Origin of the sequence: Klebsiella sp. X13, from assembly GCF_003323835.1 — a bacterium.
In the GTDB taxonomy this organism is placed as follows: domain Bacteria; phylum Pseudomonadota; class Gammaproteobacteria; order Enterobacterales; family Enterobacteriaceae; genus Klebsiella; species Klebsiella ornithinolytica.
The window spans coordinates 753,940-777,633 of sequence record NZ_CP030874.1 but is presented as its reverse complement, the minus strand read 5'-3'; the positions used below and the strand labels follow the sequence as shown (position 1 = coordinate 777,633).

General features: G+C 56.2%; 20 protein-coding genes. 7 read left to right on the top strand and 13 right to left on the bottom strand.

Translation table 11 applies throughout. The annotated features are described in order from the left end of the window. Nucleotides 1-26: 26 nt before the first annotated feature. Genes DSD31_RS03820 through DSD31_RS03805 form a run of 4 tightly spaced genes read right to left on the bottom strand, consistent with a single transcriptional unit; the run spans nucleotide 27 to nucleotide 4,926 of the window. Entirely contained in the window at nucleotides 27-584 is a 558-nt protein-coding gene (locus DSD31_RS03820; RefSeq protein ID WP_015585722.1) for a DJ-1/PfpI family protein, read from the bottom strand. A 22-nt stretch (nucleotides 585-606) separates the two neighbouring features. After that, nucleotides 607-1,797: a glycoside hydrolase family 88 protein gene (locus DSD31_RS03815; protein ID WP_044349572.1), complete on the bottom strand. Its 1,191-nt coding sequence runs from the start codon at nucleotides 1,795-1,797 to the stop codon at nucleotides 607-609. A 13-nt stretch (nucleotides 1,798-1,810) separates the two neighbouring features. After that, a complete protein-coding gene (locus DSD31_RS03810) occupies nucleotides 1,811-3,091 on the bottom strand; it encodes an oligosaccharide MFS transporter (RefSeq protein WP_015585721.1) in 1,281 nt (426 codons plus the stop codon). Then, nucleotides 3,088-4,926: a DUF2264 domain-containing protein gene (locus tag DSD31_RS03805; RefSeq protein WP_088883663.1), complete on the bottom strand. Its 1,839-nt coding sequence runs from the start codon at nucleotides 4,924-4,926 to the stop codon at nucleotides 3,088-3,090. Before DSD31_RS03805 ends, DSD31_RS03810 begins: the two co-directional genes overlap by 4 nt. Before the next feature lie 229 nt (nucleotides 4,927-5,155). On the opposite strand from DSD31_RS03805, the gene DSD31_RS03800 reads away from it, so the two are divergent. After that, on the top strand, nucleotides 5,156-6,016 hold the full coding sequence (locus DSD31_RS03800; RefSeq protein WP_113990838.1) for an AraC family transcriptional regulator: 861 nt from the start codon (nucleotides 5,156-5,158) through the stop codon (nucleotides 6,014-6,016). Nucleotides 6,017-6,025: 9 nt separating this feature from the next. Here the strand turns inward: DSD31_RS03800 and DSD31_RS03795 are convergent, their stop codons facing one another. Genes DSD31_RS03795 through DSD31_RS03785 form a run of 3 tightly spaced genes read right to left on the bottom strand, consistent with a single transcriptional unit; the run spans nucleotide 6,026 to nucleotide 8,237 of the window. After that, on the bottom strand, nucleotides 6,026-6,799 hold the full coding sequence (locus DSD31_RS03795) for an amino acid ABC transporter substrate-binding protein (protein ID WP_113990837.1): 774 nt from the start codon (nucleotides 6,797-6,799) through the stop codon (nucleotides 6,026-6,028). Nucleotides 6,800-6,835: 36 nt separating this feature from the next. Continuing rightward, entirely contained in the window at nucleotides 6,836-7,603 is a 768-nt protein-coding gene (locus tag DSD31_RS03790; protein WP_004867626.1) for an amino acid ABC transporter ATP-binding protein, read from the bottom strand. After that, complete coding sequence (locus DSD31_RS03785; protein ID WP_004867630.1) at nucleotides 7,581-8,237, bottom strand: amino acid ABC transporter permease; 657 nt, start codon at nucleotides 8,235-8,237, stop codon at nucleotides 7,581-7,583. Before DSD31_RS03785 ends, DSD31_RS03790 begins: the two co-directional genes overlap by 23 nt. 539 nt (nucleotides 8,238-8,776) lie before the next feature. Here DSD31_RS03785 and DSD31_RS03775 point away from each other — a divergent pair. Continuing rightward, entirely contained in the window at nucleotides 8,777-10,153 is a 1,377-nt protein-coding gene (locus DSD31_RS03775; protein ID WP_160873388.1) for a pyridoxal-phosphate dependent enzyme, read from the top strand. Between the two features lie 9 nt (nucleotides 10,154-10,162). Then, nucleotides 10,163-11,308, top strand: a complete 1,146-nt coding sequence (locus DSD31_RS03770) for a trans-sulfuration enzyme family protein (RefSeq protein ID WP_015585718.1) — start codon at nucleotides 10,163-10,165, stop codon at nucleotides 11,306-11,308. Nucleotides 11,309-11,524: 216 nt separating this feature from the next. Here the strand turns inward: DSD31_RS03770 and DSD31_RS03765 are convergent, their stop codons facing one another. Continuing rightward, a complete protein-coding gene (locus tag DSD31_RS03765) occupies nucleotides 11,525-12,415 on the bottom strand; it encodes a LysR family transcriptional regulator (protein ID WP_048023358.1) in 891 nt (296 codons plus the stop codon). 99 nt (nucleotides 12,416-12,514) lie between these two features. Between DSD31_RS03765 and DSD31_RS03760 the strand changes: the two genes are divergently transcribed. Continuing rightward, nucleotides 12,515-13,117 carry a short chain dehydrogenase gene (locus DSD31_RS03760; RefSeq protein WP_044349558.1) on the top strand — a complete coding sequence of 201 codons (603 nt, stop codon included), beginning with the start codon at nucleotides 12,515-12,517 and terminating at the stop codon, nucleotides 13,115-13,117. Nucleotides 13,118-13,794: 677 nt separating this feature from the next. Continuing rightward, nucleotides 13,795-15,198 carry a purine-cytosine permease family protein gene (locus DSD31_RS03755; RefSeq protein WP_004867649.1) on the top strand — a complete coding sequence of 468 codons (1,404 nt, stop codon included), beginning with the start codon at nucleotides 13,795-13,797 and terminating at the stop codon, nucleotides 15,196-15,198. A 181-nt stretch (nucleotides 15,199-15,379) separates the two neighbouring features. Here DSD31_RS03755 and argE read toward each other — a convergent pair whose 3' ends face one another. The 5 genes from argE to DSD31_RS03730 form a co-directional block, all read right to left on the bottom strand. Next, nucleotides 15,380-16,531: an acetylornithine deacetylase gene (argE, locus tag DSD31_RS03750; RefSeq protein ID WP_004867651.1), complete on the bottom strand. Its 1,152-nt coding sequence runs from the start codon at nucleotides 16,529-16,531 to the stop codon at nucleotides 15,380-15,382. After that, the gene (locus DSD31_RS03745) at nucleotides 16,524-17,198 is read right to left on the bottom strand and encodes a DUF1028 domain-containing protein (RefSeq protein WP_004867657.1); all 675 of its coding nucleotides are present in this window, start codon (nucleotides 17,196-17,198) and stop codon (nucleotides 16,524-16,526) included. Before DSD31_RS03745 ends, argE begins: the two co-directional genes overlap by 8 nt. A 9-nt stretch (nucleotides 17,199-17,207) precedes the next feature. Then, complete coding sequence (locus tag DSD31_RS03740; protein WP_004867660.1) at nucleotides 17,208-17,630, bottom strand: RidA family protein; 423 nt, start codon at nucleotides 17,628-17,630, stop codon at nucleotides 17,208-17,210. Between the two features lie 29 nt (nucleotides 17,631-17,659). Next, nucleotides 17,660-18,925, bottom strand: a complete 1,266-nt coding sequence (locus DSD31_RS03735; RefSeq protein ID WP_004867662.1) for a flavin-containing monooxygenase — start codon at nucleotides 18,923-18,925, stop codon at nucleotides 17,660-17,662. Between the two features lie 344 nt (nucleotides 18,926-19,269). Then, nucleotides 19,270-20,199, bottom strand: a complete 930-nt coding sequence (locus tag DSD31_RS03730; RefSeq protein WP_032718254.1) for a LysR family transcriptional regulator — start codon at nucleotides 20,197-20,199, stop codon at nucleotides 19,270-19,272. Nucleotides 20,200-20,737: 538 nt separating this feature from the next. On the opposite strand from DSD31_RS03730, the gene DSD31_RS03725 reads away from it, so the two are divergent. After that, nucleotides 20,738-22,228 (top strand): aldehyde dehydrogenase, encoded by a 1,491-nt coding sequence (locus DSD31_RS03725; RefSeq protein ID WP_113991376.1) that lies wholly within the window; start codon nucleotides 20,738-20,740, stop codon nucleotides 22,226-22,228. A 48-nt stretch (nucleotides 22,229-22,276) separates the two neighbouring features. Then, nucleotides 22,277-23,659: an aspartate aminotransferase family protein gene (locus tag DSD31_RS03720; RefSeq protein ID WP_113990836.1), complete on the top strand. Its 1,383-nt coding sequence runs from the start codon at nucleotides 22,277-22,279 to the stop codon at nucleotides 23,657-23,659. The last annotated feature ends 35 nt before the right edge of the window (nucleotides 23,660-23,694 follow it).

The window sequence follows — 23,694 nt, the reverse complement described above, 5'->3', positions numbered from 1 at the left end:
ACAACCGGCACGCTCCCTGCCCTACGCTACCAGCGGTAATAGATATGCTCCGCATGCTCACGGGCCGCCGCCTCATCGCCCTGCAGACGCGCCGCCACCGTCAGGGAAAAATCAAACACCTTCCCGAGCCCCCGGCCGCTAATCAGATTGCCGTCCTCCACCACATCCGCGTCAACATAGACGCCGTCGGTCACCTGCCGCCAGAGCTCGCCGGAACAGACATAGCGGCGGCCTTTCAGCAGGCCGTTGCCCCCCAGCACGCGCGCCGCGGCGGAACAAATCGGGCAGAGATATTTGCCCAGTTCATCGTGGCGGCGCACAAAGGCGATAACCTGCTCGTTTTGGGCCAGAGAGACGCTCCCTTCTGGCCCGCCCGGCAGGATCACCGCGTCAAAAGTCTGGTCTGTGCTTTCCGCCAGCGTACTGTCCGCTATCATCGGAATAGCGTGGTAGCTGACGACCTCCCGCGTCTGCGCGCAGGCGATCGTCTGTACGTGGATATTCAAGCGCCGTAAAACATCGATTGCGACAATCGCTTCCCCTTCTTCGAAGCCCGGGGCCAACAAAACGGCTACCGTTTTCATGTTCTCTCTCTCCATTCCGCCCTTACCACCACGAGTACCAGGTCTGGCGCAGGCGTACCAGTGCTTCAAGATAGAAGTAGTCACCCCAGCTGCAGCACTGATCCACCCCTTTTCCACTGCCCATATGATAAACCGAGTGCTTGAGCAGCCCTTCGGTCGGGTCATCGTCGGTCGCCAGATAGTTATCGGTCAGCGACTGGACGATACGCAACGCCATCTCCTCGTAATGCGCGCGATGCTCATCGAGCGCCGGCAGCGCGTTGACCAGCTCCAGCAGGCCACAGGCGGTAATTGCCGCCGCCGAGCTGTCGCGTACCGCGTCGGTACCGAGCAAGGCCAGATCCCAGTGGCACACATCATCTTCCGGCAGGCGGTTCAGGAAGTAGTGGGCCAGACTGCGCGACAGCTCCACCATATTTTTATCACCGGTATAGCGATAGCTGAGCAGGAAGCCGTAGATGCCCCATGCCTGGCCGCGGGACCAGCAGGAGGTGTCGCTATAGCCCTGATGGGTGTTGCCAAAACGCGGCTCGCCGGTGTTCACGTCAATGTAGTAGGTGTGGTAAGTCGAGGCGTCTTCACGCACGATATAGCGCGCCGCCTGTTGCGCATGAGCCGTGGCCGCCTGCGCATAGCGCGGGTCCCCGGTCTGCTCGCTGGCCCAGTAGAGCAGCGGTAAATTCATATTGCAGTCGATGATCATCCGCCCCTGCTGTTCGGGGTCGTTCAGATCCCCCCAGGCCTGAATGATTCTGGCCGTCGGGTTATAGCGCTCCATCAGCGTTTCCGCGGCCAGCAGCGCGCTCTGGCGGGCGGCTTCGTTGCCGGTGAGTCGCCATGCGCTGACGCAGGAGAGGGTATAGAGAAACCCCAGATCGTGCGTCGCCGTATCGATACGCTCCTCGATGCGCCGGGCAAAAGAGGGCAAGTAGCGCTCGGCAGCCTCGCGATAGGCGGGATTACCGCTCATTTCCCACGCCAGCCACAGCTGGCCCGGCCAGAAGCTGGTCGTCCACTCGACGTTTTCAGAGCGTGGCCAGATCCCGTTCTCACAGGCCTCGCCCGGGAATTTATCGCCAAATGCGACAATATTTCTATCGAGCTTGCGGGTCACTCTGGCCAGCGCATCGTCGAGCTTCTGGCGCAGCGCCAGCCGGTCGACCTGATACAGTTCGACGGGACGGAGGGCTTCGGTAATCACCTTTTTGGTCATAACAACTCCTGAATTAATGTTTGGCCGGTTCAACCGGGTTGGTGTCCAGCGCCGGGGAAAAAAGTCGCGATGCGTCCCATGTAGAGCGGCAGCGCGAAAGCGTAAAAGCGGAGATAAGGGTAAACAGCAGGGCGCAGCTGCCCATCAGCAGATAGGTATGCTCAAAACCGATTTTGTCGTAGAGGTAGCCCGCCGGCGGCGCCACCACAATTGAACCCACGTAGATCATCGCCTGATAACCCAGCAGGTACATCGTGGCGTTGACTCGGCGATCAAAGTGCTCGGCAATGTATTTAAAGACCGAAATCAGCAACAGCGCGATTTCGACGCCATAAAACGGTTTAATAATCGAGATGATCAGCGGATCGCTGGTCAGGCCCGAAGCGATCAGCCTGGCCCCGACAACGCAGCCGCAGAACAGCAGCCCCCGTTTTGCGCCGTAGTGATTCACCAACAGCGGAATGAACATCATCATCACGAACTCCATCCCGGACTGCACGGTACTCAGGTAGCCATACCAGGCATTCCCCTGCTCTTTGGTGGCAAAAAAGGAGACGAAGTAGCGTGGAAACTGCTGCTCAGCAATAAACATCATCCATGCGACACCGGCGACATACAGGCTGAACATCCAGAATTTGCGGCTTTTCAGTAACTGCATCACGTCGCTAAAAACGATTTTGTTCGCTGAAATCACGCTGTTATTACGCAGCTGCTCATCGCCAATTTTCAGGCTGATTAACACCAGCAGCATCAGGAGCGATGTACTGCTGCTCAGCAGAAAGTTAGCCAGCGGCGAGAAGTTGAACAGCAGCCCGGAAACGGAGGCGGCCATCGCCCAGCCGAGCGATCCCCACATACGAATACGGCCGAACTCCAGGCCGTACAGCCGGCTAAAACGATCGGCATAGGATTCCGATGCCGCGACGCCCGCATACCAGCCAAGACTTAAATAGAGCGCGCCAAGGGTGATGCCGATCGTCGTGTGGCTTTGCAGCAGGGGTTGATAGACGAAGACAAAGAACGGCGCCATCAGGGCCGACACGGCACAGACAAAATAGAGCAGCCATTTGCTCATACCGATCTTATCCATGATGTAGCCGTAGACCGGCTTCAGGATCACCGCGAACACGCCGTTGATGGCGAATACGCTGCCGATAGTGATGCTATCGAGGCCGACTTTCTGGCTCAGCCACAGCGCGTAGAGGCCAAAGCTGGAGGACCAGGTAAAAAAGTAGAGAAAGATAAAGGCGCTCATTTTGTACTGTGCGCCACGCACAGAGGATGAAGGGGTCATAGGACGTTCTCCGGGGACAGCGTGAGATGTTTTTCTTCCTGTGCCGTCACGAAGCGTACAGCATCATCGCCAATGAAGGCCTGCGGACAACCCTGCGGTGCAAAGGTGTCGGGATTCCCCGCCCAGACCGCGCTTAACAACAGATGAGTTCCTGGTGCTAAATCACCGCGTAACACCGGAACCGCCGCGCGTTCGGCAAACAGCAGATTGCTGTTGGGCGGCGTCAGTATCGCCTCGCCGCAGCGTCTTTGCGGGCTCAGGCAGAGAATGGCCGACGTGTCGGCAGGGGTGATGATCCGGCACCCGCCCTCCCCGTCCAGCACCTGAGGCAGGGGGCGGTTCGGCACGCTGAATCCCCCTTCGGCCGTATCAAGCGCGCGGGCAGTGTGGATTCGATGTACGCGCAGCTGCCAGTCGCCCATCGCGATAAGCCAGGTTGCAATCACCACATCGCGCCACGGCCGCCAGCGGCTATAAATCATGCCATCGGCAGTCGTCACCGCGTCACAGTCGCGCCGCCCGCGCCAGTAATCATCTTTCTCACACAGCAGCAGCATGGAGTCAGGCGCAGCGTGACTTAACCCATAGCGCCCGCGCTCAATGGTGAATCCGTAGCGCGTGGAGTAGGCAAACTTGCAGTATTTCGCTTCGGTATTGACGAAGTTATTCAGCTCAAGCTGGCCGGAGGTCAGCATCCACAGGTGATCGGTCTGATGCACCAGCACCTGGTCGGCATGCTTAATGCTGTGCTGCGCGGCGATCGTTGGCAGCGGCAGCTCCGGCTCCAGCCAGAAGGGATCATCCTCACCCATCGCCAGAACCAGCATGGTTTTCAGGGCCCAGTAGGGAGAACCCGGCGCATTGTAATCCTCCGCCATGATCAGATTCGGGTAGCTATAGCCCACGCTCAGCACGCCATCACGATCGAACAGAGGTTGCTTCAGCCACCAGCGAAGATGGCGCAGGACGATGCCCTTGATCACTCCCGGGGAGAACGCCTCCAGCCCGGCAAAAGCCGCCGCGCTCCAGAAAGCCGCCTGAGCAAAGCGATAGGTCAGGCTGCGACCAAACGGCACGGCCGCCCCGTCGTCGGCAAAAAAATGGATAAAGTCTGCGGAAAACAGCAGCGCCCGATGACGCAGTTCTGCGCAGCGTAGCGGGTCGATATCGGCCATCAGCTTCGCGTAAATCAGCCCGTAGAAGTGAAAGCCCATCGAAATGTAATAGTCCCGCGGCCTGTCCGGGCCATCGGAATACCAGCCGTCGCCCAGGTAGTAGCCCTCCATGGCGCTAAAATGCGCTTCCCGCACCTGAGGATTAGTCGGCATCCCGGCGTGATGAAAACCGACCTGTACCAGAATGGGAAAGAAGTGCCAGTTATTGTCCGGGATCGCCTGCGTTTCACTCTGTTTTAACCAGCGCCAGAGATGGGTTTTCTCCTGCTCGTTGAAATGCGCCAGCACGCGATCGCCCGCCAGCGCTAACAGCAGACCATAGGCGGCCATCTCCACGATGCGCTGATCGTAGGGGTTCACTTCTCCCCAGTAATCGGCATGCTGCGGGTTGGTGCCGTTTTTAATGGCCTGCAGGTAGAAAGAAAACTGTGACGGCTCGCTGCCGCCGGCCAGCAGCGGCGTGACGCCCCACAGCAGACGCGAGAAGGTTTCCATACTCGCCACCTGTTGCCCGTAATGGGCGGTGAAATTCGCCAGATCGACACGGCTGGCATCATTTTTAAAATTGGGCGACACGGCATTCAGCAGCTCATTAACCAGCTGCCGGAGGTCGTTGCGGGTTCTTAAAGGGTTGGTCAGATGAATATTTTCAGGTTGCAAAAGGTCCTCCCGTCATGACACGAGAATTAGATAAGTTATTGTTATTTCGATTTTATAAAATTGTTTATACGTCAACAGGAGGAAGAATAGTCGCTTTTATTTGTGCGGCTAAGTGAGCACAATCACAAAATTAAACCGCCATTTCATTTTTGCTGGATATTTCACGCAGACGGGGGGATAAATTGCAAATGATGGCGTAAAAATTTAAATCTATTGTCCTGGAGGAAAAATGAGTGAACCGCAGCGACTGGAACGCATCACACTCGATAGCCGGGCGATCTCTTTTAACCGCTTGCGCTCAACCAGCGCGTCTTACTATCACTGGCACCAGTGCGTGGAATTCCTCTATATCTCCAGCGGCTATGGCATTGTGGTGGTAGATAACCAGCACTACACCGCTCGCCCGGGACGCATGTTTATTTTTCCACCGTTTCGCCTGCACAAAGTCCAGGTCGACCACAGCGAGAAAAATCCCTACCACCGCACCACGATGCATATTGAACAGTCGGTGGTTGAAAGCATTATGCGGGGGTTTGCGCGCCATCAGGCCCAGTTTGCCACGCTTGCCGCCAGCAATGCGCCGGCACAAATTTACGACCTCAGCGAACACGGCCCTTTCATGGAGAGAATTCTGACGCAATTTGACGGGCTGTATCACGGCGGGCAGATCGCCACCAGTGAGGTTGCCTTTCTGGTGATGCAGATAATGGGTTTTCTCCCCGCGCTGCCCGAGCCATGTATTCCCCGGCAGCAGACGGTCGCGTCGCGGATTATGAGCTGGGTGGAGGCTCACTACGCCCACAAATTTTCGCTCGATGAACTCGCCCAGGCGCTGGGCCTGTCGCGCAGCTACACCTCGCGCATATTCCGCCAGCAAACGGGCGGCAGCATCCACGAGTATCTGCTGACGCGCCGAATAAAGCGCAGTTGCGATCTCCTGCGTAACACCACCGTCAGTATTGATGAGATTGCGGCCGAAGTCGGGTTTAGCGAAGTCACCTACTTTATTACCTGCTTCAGGAAGATGATGGGCCAGACGCCGCTGCAGTACCGCAAGGCGAGTCTGGCCAGAAACAGCGTGCTCACGTAGCCCGCGGGGCTACTTCGAGACGTCCGCGCCGAAATACTGGCTGGAAATTCGCTGGTAGCTGCCGTCGGCGCGAATATCGGCGATGGCGGCATCGATCGCCTGGCGCAGCTCCGGTTCCCCTTTGCGGATTAGCACCGCCTCCTGTTCGGCATCGGTTCTTTCCGCCACGATTTTCACCGGCGCGTCGGGCTTGTGTTTCTTGAAATCGAGGAACGAGAGGTTGCTGTTGATGGTCGCATCCACGCGCCCCTGTGACACCAGGGCGATTGACTGATCAAAGCCATCCGTTCCCACGACCTCCGCGCCATTTTCACGGGCAATTTGCGCGTAGTTGCTGGTTAACGTATGGGCGGACTTTTTGCCCTTCAAATCTGCAAAGGTGTGAATATCCTGATTATTGTTATTCACGATGAGTACCGCTTTCGGGGTGATATAGGGGACCGAAAAATCATATTTCGCCTGACGCTCCGGGGTGATCGAGACCTGATTAATCACTGCGTCGTAGCGGTGAGCGTCCAGCCCGGCCACCAGACCGTCCCACTTGCCCTCGACAAACTCCGCTTTCACGCCAATCCGGCGGGCAATTTCACGCGCGATGTCGACATCAAACCCCACCAGCTTGCCGGAGGTATCATGATAGGTAAAAGGCGGGAAGGTCCCTTCGGTACCCACTTTAAATACCCCCGCTGATTTTATCTGCGCCAGGTTTTCCCCGGCACAGGCCGCGTGCGTCACGCTCAGCTGAATGGCGGTAGCCAGCAATGCGCTCATCAATACTTTCATCATTCACTCCTTTATCTGAATTGCCGGATTATTTTTTTAAATTTCCCAGGAATCGGGAAACGTCTCGGTCAGCGTGGAAATAAAAAGCTGCGTACGCGTTTTCTTTGCCCGGGTAAAAATGTCCCGCGAAGTCCCGCTCTCCACAATCTGGCCGGATTCGAGGAACACCACCTGGCTGGCAATATTTGCCGCCAGCCGAAGATCGTGGGTCGCCATCAGCATCGTCGTTCCCTCCTGCGCCAGCTGGCGCAAAACGGCAATCACTTCCTGGGATAGCTCAGGATCCAGCGCCGAGGTCGGTTCATCGCAAAGCAGCACTTTCGGCGAGGGGGCCATCGCCCGGGCAATGGCGACCCGCTGCTGCTGGCCGCCGGAGAGCATCGCCGGCCAGGCATGGCGTTTATGCGCCAGCCCGACTTTGGCCAGCAGCGCTTCCGCCCGCGCCCTCGCCCGCTCACGGGGCCATTTCTGCACCACCACCAGCCCCTGCATAATATTTTCCAGCACCGACAGATGCGGAAATAACTGGAAGTTCTGAAAGACCATGCCGGTTTGCTGGCAAATACGCCGAACGTCTTTTCTTTTTGGCGCCGCGGCGGGAGAAAAAATAATCTCCTCATTACCAATCGTTAATTTCCCGGCCTGCGCGATTTCCAGTAAATTAATGCAGCGTAATAATGTACTTTTGCCGCTGCCCGATGGGCCAATCAGCGCCGTCACGCTGCCCTCAGGAATCGTTAGTGAAATATCATGCAGCACCTTCTGGCGGGAGAAACTCTTTTCAAGTCCGGACAGCGTTATCATGATGTTCTTCCTTTACCAGCGTATTTCTTTCTAAACGTAATTCCAGCCGGGACTGTAAATATGATAAGACCGAACTAATTAATAAATAGAGCAGAGCCGCTTCGCTATACAGAATCAGCGGCTGATAGGTGACGGCGGCAATACGCTGGGCGGCTAAAAACAGCTCCGGCACGGTAATTACCGAGGCCAGCGAGGTATCCTTAACTAAGGAAATAAAGGTGTTCGACAGCGGCGGCACCGCCACTCTCGCCGCCTGCGGCAGAATAATATAACGCAGCGATTGCCCCCAGCTCATGCCAATAGAATGCGCGGCCTCCCACTGCCCTTTGGCGACCGACAGCAGCGTCGCCCTGATCACCTCCGAGGTAAAGGCGCCGACGTTCAGGGTAAAGCCGATAACCGCGGCCGGAAAGGCATCAAGGGTGATCCCGACGCTGGGCAGGGCGTAAAAAATCAGAAACAGCTGCACCAGCAAAGGCGTGCCGCGGATAATCCAGACATAAAAACGCACCACGCTTTTCAACGGCGCCGGGCCATATAAACGAATCAACGCGACGATAAACCCCAGCAGCAGACCGAGGGAAAATGAAATTAACGTAATGGGGATAGTAAAAACCAGCCCGGCATAGAGCATCGGCCAAAACGAGCTTATTGCTAATGAAATAAATTCCGGCACATATCACCTTTTTGCAAACCAGCACTTTTTATTACTGCCCTTTCCGGGGAGCAGCTTATTAAAAGAGCTTATCATGCAGAACATCGCCTCAGCATGTATCAATACCGGCATTAAATAGCCGACTTTGTGCTTTGCGCGGCCCGACCGCGACTTCTTGCTGCCGCAGCTGCGGCACGTCGCTGATGCTGCCGGTGAATTAGCGCAGCTGGCGAAAATAATATTAACCAGCCATAACAATGCCTGTCAGCCTATGGAATATTTTCGACAACCCTTTGCCGAAATAAAGATAAGCGCCGCCGGAAAAGCGATAATTCGGTGAAAAATACGGCAAAAAAGGCCTTATCTGGAAATCAACACGCCCAGGCGGCTAACAGGCTTTCCCTCCGGACGGCTAAAAAGCATCTTATATTCCATTTCGCTCTTAATGCCGGACAAATATTCTTTAAAATACCAATTTTGCAGACCTACCATTCAAATATCTCGATACGAATGGGCAAATAGTTATGTCAGTTTTTCACTCCATTAGCGACCTTATTGGGCACACTCCCCTGCTTCAACTGCATAAGCTGGATACCGGCCCCTGCAGCCTGTTTTTAAAGCTGGAAAACCAGAACCCCGGCGGGTCGATCAAAGACCGCGTCGCGCTGTCGATGATCAACGAGGCGGAACGGCTGGGTAAATTAAAACCCGGCGGTACCATTATTGAAGCGACGGCGGGTAACACCGGTCTGGGACTGGCGCTTATCGCCGCACAAAAAAATTACGCCCTGACGCTGGTGGTTCCCGACAAAATGAGCCGGGAGAAAATTTTCCATCTCCGCGCCCTGGGAGCCAAAGTGCTCCTCACCCGCTCGGATGTGAATAAGGGCCACCCCGCCTATTATCAGGATTATGCGCGCCGCCTGGCGGAGGAAACCCCGGGCGCGTTCTATATTGACCAGTTCAATAACGAAGCCAACCCGCTGGCGCACGCCACCACTACCGCGCCCGAAATATACGATCAGCTGGACGGCGATATCGACGCCATCGTCGTCGGCGTCGGCTCCGGGGGAACCCTCGGCGGCCTGCAGGCCTGGTTTGCCAGACATTCACCAAAAACCCAATTTATTCTTGCTGACCCGGCGGGCTCGATCCTTGCCGACCAGGTTGAAACCGGGCGCTACGGTGAAACAGGCTCCTGGCTGGTCGAAGGGATTGGCGAAGATTTTATCCCGCCGTTGGCCCATCTGGATGGCGTCCGAACGGCCTATCGCATCAGCGATGGCGAAGCGTTCGCCACCGCCAGACAGCTTTTACAAACCGAGGGGGTGCTTGCCGGTTCGTCAACGGGCACCTTACTGAGCGCCGCGCTGCGCTATTGCCGGGCGCAGACCAGTGCTAAACGCGTGGTCACCTTCGCCTGCGACAGCGGCAACAAATACCTCTCCAAAATGTTTAACGACGACTGGATGCGTCAGCAGGGCCTACTGAGCCGGCCGACCCGCGGCGATTTAACCGATTTTATCGCCCTACGCCACGATGAAGGGGCTACCGTTACCGCCGCTCCGGACGACACCCTCGCCGCCATTCTCGCGCGCATGCGTCTGTATGACATTTCGCAGCTGCCGGTGCTGGAAAACGGCCGCGTCGTCGGCATCGTCGATGAGTGGGATCTGATCAGCCACGTCAAGGGCGACAGCCGACGCTTTTCACTGCCCGTTGGCGAAGCGATGACCCGCAACGTAGAAACGCTGGATAGACACGCGCCGGAAAGCGCACTGAAAGCCATTTTCGATCGCGGCCTGGTGGCCGTTATCGCTGACAACGAACGCTTTTTGGGTCTCATCACCCGCAGCGATGTGCTGACGACCTGGCGCAACCGACTTGAACACTAAGGATGAAAGATGAAAAATTTACATACATTGAGCGTACACAGCGGCGTCTTTAACGATGGGCACGGCGCCGTTATGCCGCCGATTTACGCCACCTCCACCTTTGCCCAACCCGCGCCGGGGCAGCATACCGGCTATGAGTATTCACGCAGCGGCAACCCGACCCGCCACGCGCTGGAGACGGCGATTGCCGAGCTGGAGAGCGGCAGCCGCGGCTACGCGTTTGCTTCAGGGCTGGCGGCGATTTCCACCGTCCTTGAGCTGCTGGATAAAGACAGCCATCTGGTGGCCGTCGATGATGTCTACGGCGGGACCTGGCGCCTGCTTGAGAACGTCCGCCGTCACAGCGCGGGGCTGCGGGTAAGCTGGGTCAAACCCGACGATCTGGTCGCTCTTGAAGCCGCTATCCAGCCGGATACACGCATGATCTGGGTTGAAACCCCGACCAACCCGCTGCTGAAGCTGGCGGATCTCAGCGCTATCGCGGCGATTGCCCGTCGGCACAATATTATCAGCGTCACCGATAACACCTTTGCTTCGCCGGTCATCCACCGCCCCCTTGAGCTGGGCTTCGATATCGTGGTCCATTCGGCGACCAAATACCTGAACGGCCACTCCGACGTTGTCGCCGGGCTGGCGGTCGTCGGTGACAATCGCGAACTGGCGGAGAAGCTGGGCTATCTGCAAAATGCGCTGGGCGGCGTACTTGACCCGTTCAGCAGCTTCCTGACGCTTCGCGGTATCCGGACTCTCGCGCTGCGTATGGAACGTCACAGCAGCAATGCGCTGGCCCTCGCCGAATGGCTTGAACAGCAGCCGCAGGTGGAAAAAGTCTGGTTCCCGTGGCTGGCATCGCATCCCCATCATCAGCTGGCGCGCCGGCAGATGGCGCTGCCGGGCGGGATGATTTCAGTGGTGGTGAAAGGCGATGATATCTATGCGCAGCAGGTCATCAGCAGGTTGAAGCTGTTTACTCTGGCAGAGAGTCTGGGGGGCGTGGAGAGCCTGGTCAGCCAACCGTTCAGCATGACCCATGCTTCAATTCCGCTGGAACAACGGCTGGCCAATGGCATCACGCCTCAGTTGATCCGTCTCTCCGTCGGGATTGAAGATCCGCAGGATCTGATCGCCGACTGGCAGCACGCATTGCGTGACTGAACAAGAAATCCGCCGCCGGAATCATGCTGGTCACGGCAGGCCAGCAGATTTTCATGGCGTAGTGTGGATTTGCCTGATGTATGCCGATGTCTGTCAACGGTGGTTTGGGAGAAGGAACGTTTTGTGGCGCGGGTCTACGGAATCCTGGCAGGCCGCACGCGGGTGCGCCAGCGTTCGCCCGAACGACCTTAAAATAGCCGGCCCGCTAACCGTCGTTCATAAATAGCCTTTTCCCTCTTTCAGCACATGCTCTACGAAGCGGGTCAGCTTCGGCAGCGGGCGAAGATCCTGCCGCCAGAGTAAATGTACCGGGCGCGGATGCGGGGTATAGGCCTCCAGCACGCGCACCAGTTTGCCGCTGGCCAGCGCCGCGCTCAGTAAGACCTCAGGCTGGAGCAGCAGCCCGGCGCCGGCTATCGCCGCCATGCGCAGGCCGTAACCATCATTGCAGCGCAGAATCGCATCGCGCTTCCAGCGCACCGCGTCTTGCGCCCCCGGCAATGTCCACTCATTACGCGCCGTCCACACCGTATGGGACAGGCAAAGGTGATCGACCAAATCCGCCGGTACGACTGGCGTGCCGTGACGAGCCAGGTAAGCGGGCGCGGCGCAAATCACCATCCGATATGGACAGAGATATTTCGCCACCAGATCGGTGTGGTGAATATCACCAATACGGATCGCCAGATCGAAGCCCTCATCGACGAGATCGACCATCCGGTTAGTCAGATCCAGTTCGATGCGAACATCCGGCCACGCCTGTAAAAAAGAGGCGGTCAGCGGCGCAATCACGCAGGCGCCAAAAGAGGTCGGCGCGCTGATGCGCAGCGTCCCGGCCGGCGCCAGTCGCAATCGTTCGACCGAGCTTTCGGCAATCGCAACCTGTTCAAGTACCCGTTTGGCCTCTTCATAATAGACGCGCCCGGCATCGGTCAGACTCTGGCGCCGGGTGTTGCGCTCAAGCAGTCGGGTGCCCAGCTCTCGCTCCGTCAGGGCGATATATTTGCCGACCATCACCGCCGACATCTCCAGCCGCGATGCCGCGTCGGTAAAACTGCCGCACTCCACCACGGCAATAAATGTCTCCATTCCGCGTAGCTTATCCATATTACAAACCTCTGGTTAGTAATCATCTAACTTTTAGCCAGTTTATCCGATAACTGTTTCATTAAAGAATAGAGGCTCACAACCGATCAGGAGTCAGCCATGAAAATCGTCGTTATTGGTGCCAGCGGTACCGTCGGGCGCGCCGTCGCCGAAGAACTGAGCCGTCAACATCAAGTCATTCGCGTAGGTCGCACTCAGGGCGATCTTCAGGTGGATATCACCTCTCAGCCGAGCGTCGAAGCCCTGTTTGAAACTGTCGGCCGGGTCGATGCGATTGTCTCGGCCACCGGCAATCTGTTCTTTGGCCCGCTGGCGTCCATGACGGACCGGGATTTCAACCAGGGCCTGCAGGACAAACTGCTGGGGCAAATCCGCCTGGCGCTAACCGGGCAGCATTATCTCAATGAAGGCGGTTCGATTACGCTTATCAGCGGCATTGTGGCCCATGAACCGATTGCCCAGGGCGTCAACGCCACAACGGTGAATGCCGGGCTGGAGGGCTTTGTCCGCGCCGCCGCCTGCGAACTGCCGCGCGGGATCCGTATCAACCTGATAAGCCCCACCGTATTAACGGAGTCGCTCGCCGCGTATGACGGTTTCTTCCCCGGCTTCACCAGCGTCCCTGCCGCCGCCGTTGCCCAGGCCTATCGCCGCAGCGTGGAAGGGATACAGAGCGGCCGGGTGTACACCGTCGGCTACTGACCGCGAGAGCACCGTCAGCCTCTGCCCGGGCAGAGGCCGTCATCCCCGGCTATTACACCGGGGATGACGGCCGTTTTCAGCAGCGACATTCACGACAAGATAAAGAGAAAAGAGAACACTCCGTGTTGTAAATATTGATCTACTGCACACTCCCGATAAATGCACTTCATGGTGCAGTGCTGCGCACAATATATTCCATTTCGCCATCCTTTCAACACCTCAATCATCGCACATCATGGTGTAACAGACTGATTTACATGGTGTAAGTGGTATTCCCGTATAAATATCATTGCTTAATATTGGCACGATCGCTTTTCCACATATTTATCAGGCCTTTCTCATTCGACGGTACAACCAATCATTCCAGGCAATGGCCACCGCCACGGAGTTTTATCTGCCTGAAAATAGCCTTCCAGCGGGTTAATTATTAAATCCCAATTAAAGCAGCATAAATCGCTAAAAAATAGATTTGACGGTTTATTCAGCGCGTTGATTCAGGATGGCGGATGCAGGTAAAGCATTTTTTTTATATCGACGTTCGACATTTTTAATAATTTCCAAAATGATACGAGATTGTGACAATAGTAAACGAAATGTTATGATGAGTAGATTAGCTGTACTCCTCATTGGAATATCCATTTAACGCTGATTTAGCCCTACAGTGATGAGAGAGCACCATGACTAAACCTCAATCCGTTCACGTTGAAAACCTCGAAAGTAATACTATAAGACCTATTCCTCTTAATATGCGGCACGGTAAACCCGGCGATCTTTTTACCATTTGGTTCGGCTCGAATATCATGTTATTAACCGTGATCACCGGTGCCATGTCGGTGACCATTTTCCACCTTTCTTTTTTCTGGTCCGTTATTGCCCTGCTTATCGGCAGCCTGGTTGGCGGTCTTTTTATGGCATTGCATTCGGCGCAGGGCCCGAGGCTCGGCGTGCCGCAAATGGTGCAAACTAAGGGGCAGTTTGGCTCCTACGGCTCGGTACTGGTGGTATCGATCGTGGTATTAATGTATATCGGATTTACTGCCTCCAGCCTGGTATTAGGCGGGCAGTCAATGCACGCTATCTATAAGCCGATGAACTCCGACGTCGGGATTATTGTCGTCGGGGCACTCAGTTTATTCGCCACCATCTTTGGCTATAAAATCATCCACTCCTACGCCAGAATTATGTCGTGGATTTCCGGTATTGTGCTGGCTGCCACATTTCTGTGGATCGTGTTTGTGCACGGCCTGCCGGTCGATTTCCTCGATCGCGGCGGCTTCAACAAGGTTGGCTTCCTCGGCGCGGTATCCATTGCGGCGCTGTGGCAGCTGGCCTATGCCCCCTATGTATCTGACTATTCACGCTATATGCCCTACAGCACCAACGATAAAAGCGTTTTTTATGCCAGCTATTTTGGCTGCATTTTAGGCTCCTACCTGCCGATGGTCCTCGGCGTGCTGGTGGCTGTCTGTATTAGTAATGATGATATTATTCAGGGCATTATCGATCTAACCGGCGGAATGGGCGCCGTAGTCATTGTGGTACTGGCGCTGGGGATCGCCGCCACAAACTCCATGATGTTGTACTGCGGAGTTCTCTGCACCTTGACCCTGGGCCAGACTTTTATTGATGGCTGGTCGCCGATGGCCCGCGCCAGAATAATCACCGCCATCCTCACGATGATTCTCGAAATATCACTGGCGATCTATGGTCAGGAAAACTTTTTATTAATCTACACCAACTTTATTACCGTGCTGTTATATGTGCTGGTGCCGTGGACGGCGATTAATCTGGTGGATTACTACCTGGTCGCCCATGGCGAATATGAGGTTGAGTCCTTCTTTAAACGCGATGGCGGAATCTACGGTTATTTTAATGCCACGGCTATTTTCTGCTATTTACTGGGAATCGCCGTGGAAGTGCCGTTTATGTCGACGGCGATCTATACCGGACCTGTTGCGCTGTCATTTGGCGGGGCAGATTTATCATGGATTATTGGTTTGCTGGTCGTTTCTCCTGTCTATTATTACCTCTCCAGAGCGAAGACGGTCAAAAAGATGGCCTTTGCGAAAGAGAAAATTTAAAGCAATATATTCCCTCAGTCATCATTTAGCTCCGGACAGGTTCCGGAGCTTTTTTTATTCCGCCACGGGCAACAGGAAAAGACCGCGGCGAAATAAAGAACGGCCGCAGCGAAAAGAGATAACGGAAAAAATGCGGGAAAAGAGGATTGTGGAAATGCGCCCGGGTCCGGGCGCAAAAGATTCAGGAGGCCGCCATCCAGTGGCGCAGGTTATCCAGCATCGCCAGACATTGATCCAGCTGGCTCAGAGCAATAAATTCATCCGGCTTGTGTCCCTGCTCCATACTTCCCGGCCCACAAATCAGCGTTGCCACGCCCGCTTCGTCAAACAGCCCACCTTCCGTGCCAAAGGCGACGGTGGAGAAGGTATCATTTCCCGCCCATTGCGCCAGCCAACCGGCAAAGGCCGACTGCGGATCGCTCAGCAGACCGGGATACTGGCTGAGCGGCTGAAAGCGGATCGTTGCCTCCGCCGCCACCGCGCGCATCGCCTGCACCAGTTCATCGTTGGCATACGCCTGCAGCCCGGTGAGCGTCTCGTCGAGCGACACATCCGGCAAATGGCGGATTTCAAAATCGAACTGGCAGCGCTCAGGCACAATATTGAGCGCCGCGCCGCCCGTAATCAGCCCCACCTGAACGGTACTGTACGGCGGGTCGAAACGCGCATCCTGCCTGAGCGCCAGCTTTTCACCCAGTACGCCTAAGCGGGTAATCAGCTTCGCCGCATACTCAATGGCATTCACGCCATCGGGGGCATAGGCCGAATGGCAGGCCTTACCGTGAATATGGCAGCGCATGGCTAGTTTGCCTTTATGGCCGTAGACCGGGCGCATCTCCGTCGGCTCACCGATAATGCACAGGGCGGGCTTATCCTTTGAGGCTTTAAGATGGTTCACCAGACTGCGGACGCCGAGACATCCCACCTCCTCATCATAGGAAAAGGCCAGGTGCAGAGGCATGCTTAACGGCTGTGCGAGGAAGGCGGGAACAGAGGCCAGCACGCAGGCGATAAAGCCCTTCATGTCGGTGCTGCCGCGCCCGTAGCACAGGCCATCGCGGAGGGTGAGTGCAAAAGGAGGGACCGTCCAGCGCTGGCCGTCAACCGGAACCACATCGGTATGGCCGGAGAGCATTACGCCCCCCGGCCCCGGCGGCCCCAGGCGGGCGTAAAGATTGGCTTTTTTGCCGTCGTCATCGTAGAACAGCCGGCATTCAATGCCAAAACCGCTCAGAAAGCGGTTTATGTAATCGATCATCTCGAGATTGGATTCGCGACTGGTGGTATCAAAAGCCAGCAGCGTTGCCAGTATCGACTTCACCTCATTATTCATCGCCCGGTACTCCGTAACTGGGGGCCTCCCGCGGGTCGAGCGCGCGCGTGATATAGGCCTGCATCTGCGGCTCATAGGCCTGCCAGAGCGCGGCCAGCTCGCCAATGGGATCCTCCTCGCTCCAGTCAATACGCAAATCCACCAGCGGCCACGAATAGTCATCCACAACCTTCACCGCCGCAGAGTGAACCGGGCCGGCCTCACCGCCGCAGGCCAGACCGGCCTGTAGCGCGGCCAGCAGGCGCAGCGCCATTTCGCCTTCGCTCTGCTGAAAACCCGTCACCATTGCCTCAATAACCGCCGTGCTGGCCAGCATATTTCCAGCGGCAATGCAGTTTTCTCCTTCGGCAACATGATAAATACCAAGGGTTTTATCGCCGCTGAAGGCGGCGGTTTGTCCGTTGGCGTCAATGGCGATGATCTGCCGGTAGCGGCTAAAATCGTCCTCCGCCAGCGCCCTGCGCAACGCGATGTCCGGCGCGAATCCCTGTTCCAGTTGCGCTAACGCCAGCTGACCCAGCGCCGGTAACGTGATGTTCTGACTGGATACCGCCCCCACCCCGGCCTGTAGCCAGGGACAGCGGGCGCCGACGGCAATGCTGGAGGAGCTGAGCGCAATACCAAACTGCCCGCTTTCCGGGCAATATGCTGCGATAGAAAAGGTCATCGTCGCTCCTTACTTCACGAAATCATCGGGAATGACGGCAATCACATCGATCTCCATCAGCCATTGCGGCTGCGCCAGCGCTGAAATCACCAGCCCCGTGGAGATCGGGAACACCCCCTTCAGCCATTTACCCACCTCCTGATACACCGGCTCACGATAACGTGGGTCAATGATATAGGTCGTGGTTTTCACGATGTGCGACAGGTCGCTTCCGGCCTCTTCCAGCAGCTGTTTGACGTTTTTCATCGCCTGCTCGGCCTGAGCCTGCGGGTCGCCCAATCCGACCAGGTTACCGGCAAAATCGGTTCCCACCTGACCGCGCACGTAGACGGTATTCCCGGCGCGAACCGCCTGGCATAAATCGTTATCCAGGCTCTGATTAGGGTAAGTCTCTTTGGTATTAAACATGCGAATACGGGTATGCGTTGGCATCTTGTTTATCCTGTTTAGTGGGCGAACGTTCAGCGCCGATCGGCGGCCTGGTACTGGCTGTACTTACGCTGAGTGGCAATATGGTCAGCAATGTGTTTTGCGTCATGCCAGACGCCCCAGATGAAGGTCGACCCCCGGCGCGACAGCCACGGCAATCCGAGAAAATAGACCCCGGGTTCGCTGGAGACGCCGCGTTGATGCTGCGGACGGCGTTGCTCATTAAAAGCATTCACGTTGAGCCAGCTGTAATCCACCGCGTAGCCGGTCGCCCAGATAATGGTGGCGATCCCCGCCTCCGCGAGATTCAGGGAGAGGATCGGCGAAGTCATGCACGGCGGATCAGGTAAAAACTCGCGGGCGGCAGGTTCTTCCGGTAGATCCAGGCCATTGGCCGCGATGTAGGCATCTGCGGCATCCAGCAGCGCCAGGTAGTTCTCATCCCCGCGACGAATGTTGTCGCACAGATCCGGCTGGAAGGTCGCCATCCCGGATTCAAAGGCTTTCGTCAGCCCGACCAGGGTGATGCCGCGATGCGCCAACTCGCGGAAGTCCACGGTGTGCCCGCCATGGGCGCCGCTGACTGCGATAGTGACATGCTCTTTGCCCGGCGCGCTGGCGGGGGCGTCCCACATGCCCAGCACCCCCAGCCACCAGCAGAAGTCCCGGTTGCGATATGCGCGCGGCGGGCGGTCATGCGCGCCGACGGATAAATAGACCCGGCGGCCGGCACGCTGAAGCTCGTCGGCAATTTGCACGCCGGAAGAGCCCGCGCCAACGACCAGCACGGCGCCCTCAGGAAGCTGCTGCGGGTTGTAGTATCGGGCGGAGTGGATTTGATGAAGGCTGCTCTCTTTTGGCGCAATCGGTGGAATAACCGGTTTTTGAAACGGCCCGGTCGCGGCAACAATACGCTGGGCTTCAATAACGCCCTCCGTGGTCTCAATGGTAAACCCCGGTCGTCCGCTGTTGCGAACCGCGCTTTTAACTTCAACGCCGGTACGCACCGGCAGATTGAAGGCCCTGACGTAATCTTCAAAGTATTCCGCCACATCGTCTTTGGGAATGAAGCTATCGGGATTCCCCCCTTTAAATTCCATCCCCGGGAAACGGTCGTGCCACGCCGGACCATTCGCCACCAGCGAGTCCCAACGCCCGCTTCGCCAGGCTTCAGCGATGCGGTTTTTCTCGATAACCAGATGTGAGATCCCCAGCTTCGTCAGATGCTCACTCATGGCAATACCGGCCTGACCCCCGCCAACAATCAACGTATCAATGTTCGTTTTTTCTACGGTCATAAATGTGTCCTTCGAATGGTGTTCAATCGCCAGGAATAAACCACTGCGCAGGACCGAGGTTAATAAACCGTAACAAGCAGGTAAATTATTATAAATTTAGAACCTGAGAATAAAATAGTGATGCAGAGCGCAGCATCTTGAATCTAATGAATAAAAGTATTATTTGCGGGAGATTAACGGCAAAAGATAATCCGGCGAGCAGCCAATTATTCATAAAAAAGAAATCGCAAGCCATCAAGCCTATAAAAAATATATTCAGAGACTCGTTTTTTTATATTTAATATCACCGTCAGAGAGTGACCCGGCCCGCAATAGTACGAGCCGTCTCTTATTCTTCGCTGAATTTACGCCACCCGCGCATCAATGTCCGCCGGGCTGAGTACCGCATGGCGACAATATTCCATAAACAGTTTAGTCGGTTTGGTCGGCTCGCTACTGCGCAGGTGCGCCATCACCAGCGTGGAGTTCGCCATCTCGTCCTGAATTTCCACGCAGCGCACCTGCTGGCCATCGTAGGTCATGTCGGAAACCGGGCGGGTTACCAGCACGGAAAAACCCAGCCCCTGGCCGACCATGCAGCGCACCATCTCAATAGACGGCGAGCTGTAGGCAACCTGAGGATTATACCCTTTATCTTTGAAAATACTGATGAAATAGTTTCGACTTGGCACCACGTCCAACAGGACCATCGGCAGGTTATTGAGCTCGGAGAGTTTCACTGTCGCTCGCTGCGCCAGCGGATGATGTGCCGGCAGCAGAGCATAAGGCTTCTGCGGTGCATTGAGGCTTTCGGTGTGAATCGCGGTATCCAGCTCAAGATCGTAGAGAAACGCCAGATCGAAACGCCCGCGGTGCAGACCGTGCGTAATTTCATGCTGCTCACCATCGCAAATTTTGAGGGTGATATCGGGATAGATCTTTTTAAATCCGGCAATCAGCGAAGGTAAATAGAGCGGCGCCGCCGTTTCAAAACAGCCTAGTGAAATAATGCCGGAGACCAGTTCATTATCCGCTTTTGAATTTTGCTCAAACTGATACGAAAGCCGCAGCAGCTCCTTCGCCTTTTCATAAAAGCGTTGCCCGCTGGGGGTCATCGACACCCCTTGCGCGTGGTGGCGAATAAAAAACTGCTGTTCAAACATATCTTCCAGGGTTTTCACCGCAATGGAAATTGACGGCTGGGCGATATGTAACTGTCTGGAGGCTTCCGCAATACTCTCTGCTTCGACAACGGCAACAAAGTATTTGAGCTGCTTCAGGGTGAAATGGGGCATGGGACACCTTATTTTTTATTCTCAGAGAGATAAGCTAAATAGCTTTAAACGATGCTCCCCGTCGCCCGCAACCCCGCCAGCGGAAAAAGATCAACAATCCGACGCGGGTCGTATTTTTACAGAAAATTAACAGACAAAGCGCAGGAAAGCTGCGAGCCAACGACAGGCCCGCGGCCTCAGATCGCAAGGAATAAGGGTCATTCATCTTTTTTTCATTACCTGTTATTAAATCAAACAATATTTAATATATTTAAAAGACAGCAGCAGCTGTGCTCAAAAAACCGAAGCATAAAAATAATATCCTTTTAAATACAAACCATTAAAAAATAACCCGCGTGATTTTTATGAATGCCGTCACAGAAATAACCGCCCCGCGCGCCCCTGAGAATTATCCCCTCCCCGGGACTAGCTACGTTTTTTATAGAGGTTACCTAGATTTTTAGTCCTTTCTCGTCGCTGCCTCCTCCTGCATCATGAATCAATAGCAACAAATCAATAACAAACAAGCAACATATCAAGGGAGAGGCGCATGTCTGGTATGTGTGATAGAAATTTCTGGCAGGACAAACTGCGGGAGCAACGCTTTATCAGCCACGCGATCGTCGATGGTCGTCCCTACCTCGCCATCAGCCGTAAAGTCTGCCCGGCCATCAACCCGGCGACCAATAGCGTGCTCGCCGCGGTGACGGCGCTGCAAGCTGACGATATTGATATTGCAGTAAAATCATCCCGTGCCAGCTTCGCCTCCGGCGTCTGGTCCGGTCTGCCGCCGCAGGAACGTAAAACCGTGCTGCTCAGGCTCTCCGCGCTGATTCTCGAACACCGTGAAGAGCTGGCGCTGCTTGAAAGTGCGAGCATGGGGAAACCGGTCAACGATGCGCTGAATATGGATATTCCCGGCGCGGCGCACGTCATGGCCTGGTACGCCGAAAGCGTCGATAAAATTTACGCCGAGGTCGCCCCCACGCGTAAAGGGTCGCTCGCCACCCTCACTCGTGAAGCGGTCGGCGTGGTGGCGGCAATCGTACCGTGGAACTTTCCGCTCGATCTCGCCTGCTGGAAACTCGGGCCGGCGCTGGCCGCCGGGAACAGCGTGATCCTCAAACCCTCAGAAAATTCGCCTTTTTCGGCGCTGCGTCTGGGTGAACTGGCGCTCGAGGCGGGTCTCCCGCCAGGCGTACTGAACGTCGTCACCGGTCTCGGCACAGAAACGGGCACCGCGCTTGGGCTGCATAACGATATTGATGTCATCACCTTTACCGGTTCGACCGCGGTCGGCAAGGCCTTCATGACCTACTCCGCGCAGTCAAACCTGAAACAGGTCTGGCTGGAGTGCGGCGGTAAAAGCGCCAACATCGTCTTTGCTGACTGCCAGGATCTCGACCTGGCGGCGGAGAAAGCCGCTTTCGGTATCTGTTTTAACCAGGGCGAAGTGTGCTCCGCCAACTCACGGCTGCTGGTAGAACGCGCGATTTATGCCGACTTTATCACCCGGGTACAGGCCAAAATGGAAGCCTGGGCACCGTCTCACCCCTTTGATCCGACGGCCAAAATGGGCGCGATGGTCAGCGCAGCGCATGCGCAAAAGGTCATACGCGCGATCCGTTCGGCCCAACAGGAAGGTGCACGCGTGCTGACCGGCGGCCGTGAGGTCGAGATTGAAGGGATCGCCAACTACGTTCAGCCCACGCTGCTGGATGGGGTGAACGAAGAGATGTCGCTGTGGAAAGATGAAATTTTCGGCCCGGTGCTTGCCGCTATCCCCTTTGATGATGAACAGCAGGCCATCCAGCTGGCTAATAACCATATTTATGCCCTCGCCGCGTCGATCTGGACAGACGACCTGCACCGCGCGCACCGGGTTGCCGGACGGCTTAACGCCGGCACGGTGTCGGTCAATACCGTGGATGCGCTGGACGTCACCGTGCCGTTTGGCGGCAATAAACAGTCTGGTTTTGGTCGGGATTTGTCGCTGCATGCCTTCGACAAATTCACCACCCTTAAAACGACCTGGTTCCAGTTTCGCTAGCAGGCAACGGCCTCGCCTTGCACTGATTCCGCTTACAGGAGAGATAACATGACTTACCCTATTCACCCGACGCGATCCACTACCGAGTATCAAAGCGGGGATGCCGCACACCATATCCACGCGTTTCTCGACCAGAAAGCGCTGAACGCTGAAGGACCGCGCGTCATGGTACGCGGCGAAGGCCTGTACCTCTGGGACAATGACGGCAACAAGTATCTGGACGGTATGTCAGGACTGTGGTGTACCCAGCTGGGCTACAGCCGCCAGGATCTGGCCGATGCCGCGGCAGCGCAGTTCGCGAAGCTGCCCTATTACAATATGTTCTTCCACACCACGCACCCGACGGTGATTGAGCTGTCCGAACTGCTTTTCAGCCTGCTGCCCGGGCACTACAGCCACGCCATTTACACCAACTCCGGTTCTGAATCGAATGAAGTGCTGATCCGCACCGTGCGTCGCTACTGGCAGATACTCGGTAAACCGCAGAAAAAGGTGATGATTGGCCGCTGGAACGGCTACCACGGCTCTACCCTCGCCGCCAGCGCGCTCGGGGGCATGAAAGCCATGCACGCCATGGGGGGGATGATCCCCGACGTGGCGCATATTGATGAGCCCTACTGGTATATGCACGGCGGCAACCTGACGCCGCAGGAGTTTGGCCTGCGCTGCGCCCGCCAGCTGGAAGAGAAGATCCTCGAGCTCGGCGCGGAGAACGTCGCGGGCTTTATCGCCGAACCGTTCCAGGGCGCCGGCGGGATGATCTTCCCGCCGGAGAGCTACTGGCCGGAGATTCAGCGTATTTGTCGCCAATACGACGTGCTGCTGTGCGCCGATGAGGTGATTGGCGGCTTTGGCAGAACCGGCGAATGGTTTGCGCACCAGTATTTTGGCTTTGAACCGGATACGCTCTCCATCGCTAAAGGGCTGACCTCCGGCTATGTTCCGATGGGCGGCCTGGTGCTGAGCAAACGGATGGCCGAGGTGCTGGTTGAGAAAGGCGGCGTATTTGCCCACGGTTTGACCTATTCCGGCCACCCCGTCGCTGCGGCCGTTGCCATTGCTAACCTGAAAGCGCTGCGCGATGAAAACCGGGTCACCACCGTACGTGACGACACCGGCCCGTATCTGCAAAAAACGCTGCGTGAGGTGTTTAGCCACCACCCGATGATTGGTGAAATCCAGGGCGCAGGCCTCGTGGCCGCTCTGCAGTTCGCCGAAGATAAGTCGACCCGCAAACGCTTTGCCAATGAAAACGATCTGGCCTGGCGCTGCCGGACTATCGGCTTTGAAGAGGGGGTCATTATCCGCTCAACCCTGGGGCGTATGATTATGGCTCCCGCGCTGATTGCCAGCCACAGCGAACTGGATGAACTGGTCGAGAAGACCAAACGCGCTATCGACCGGACCGCAAAAGAGGTGGTTCTGCTATAGCTCTTTTGCCGTTAGCGAATAACCGCGCTAACGGC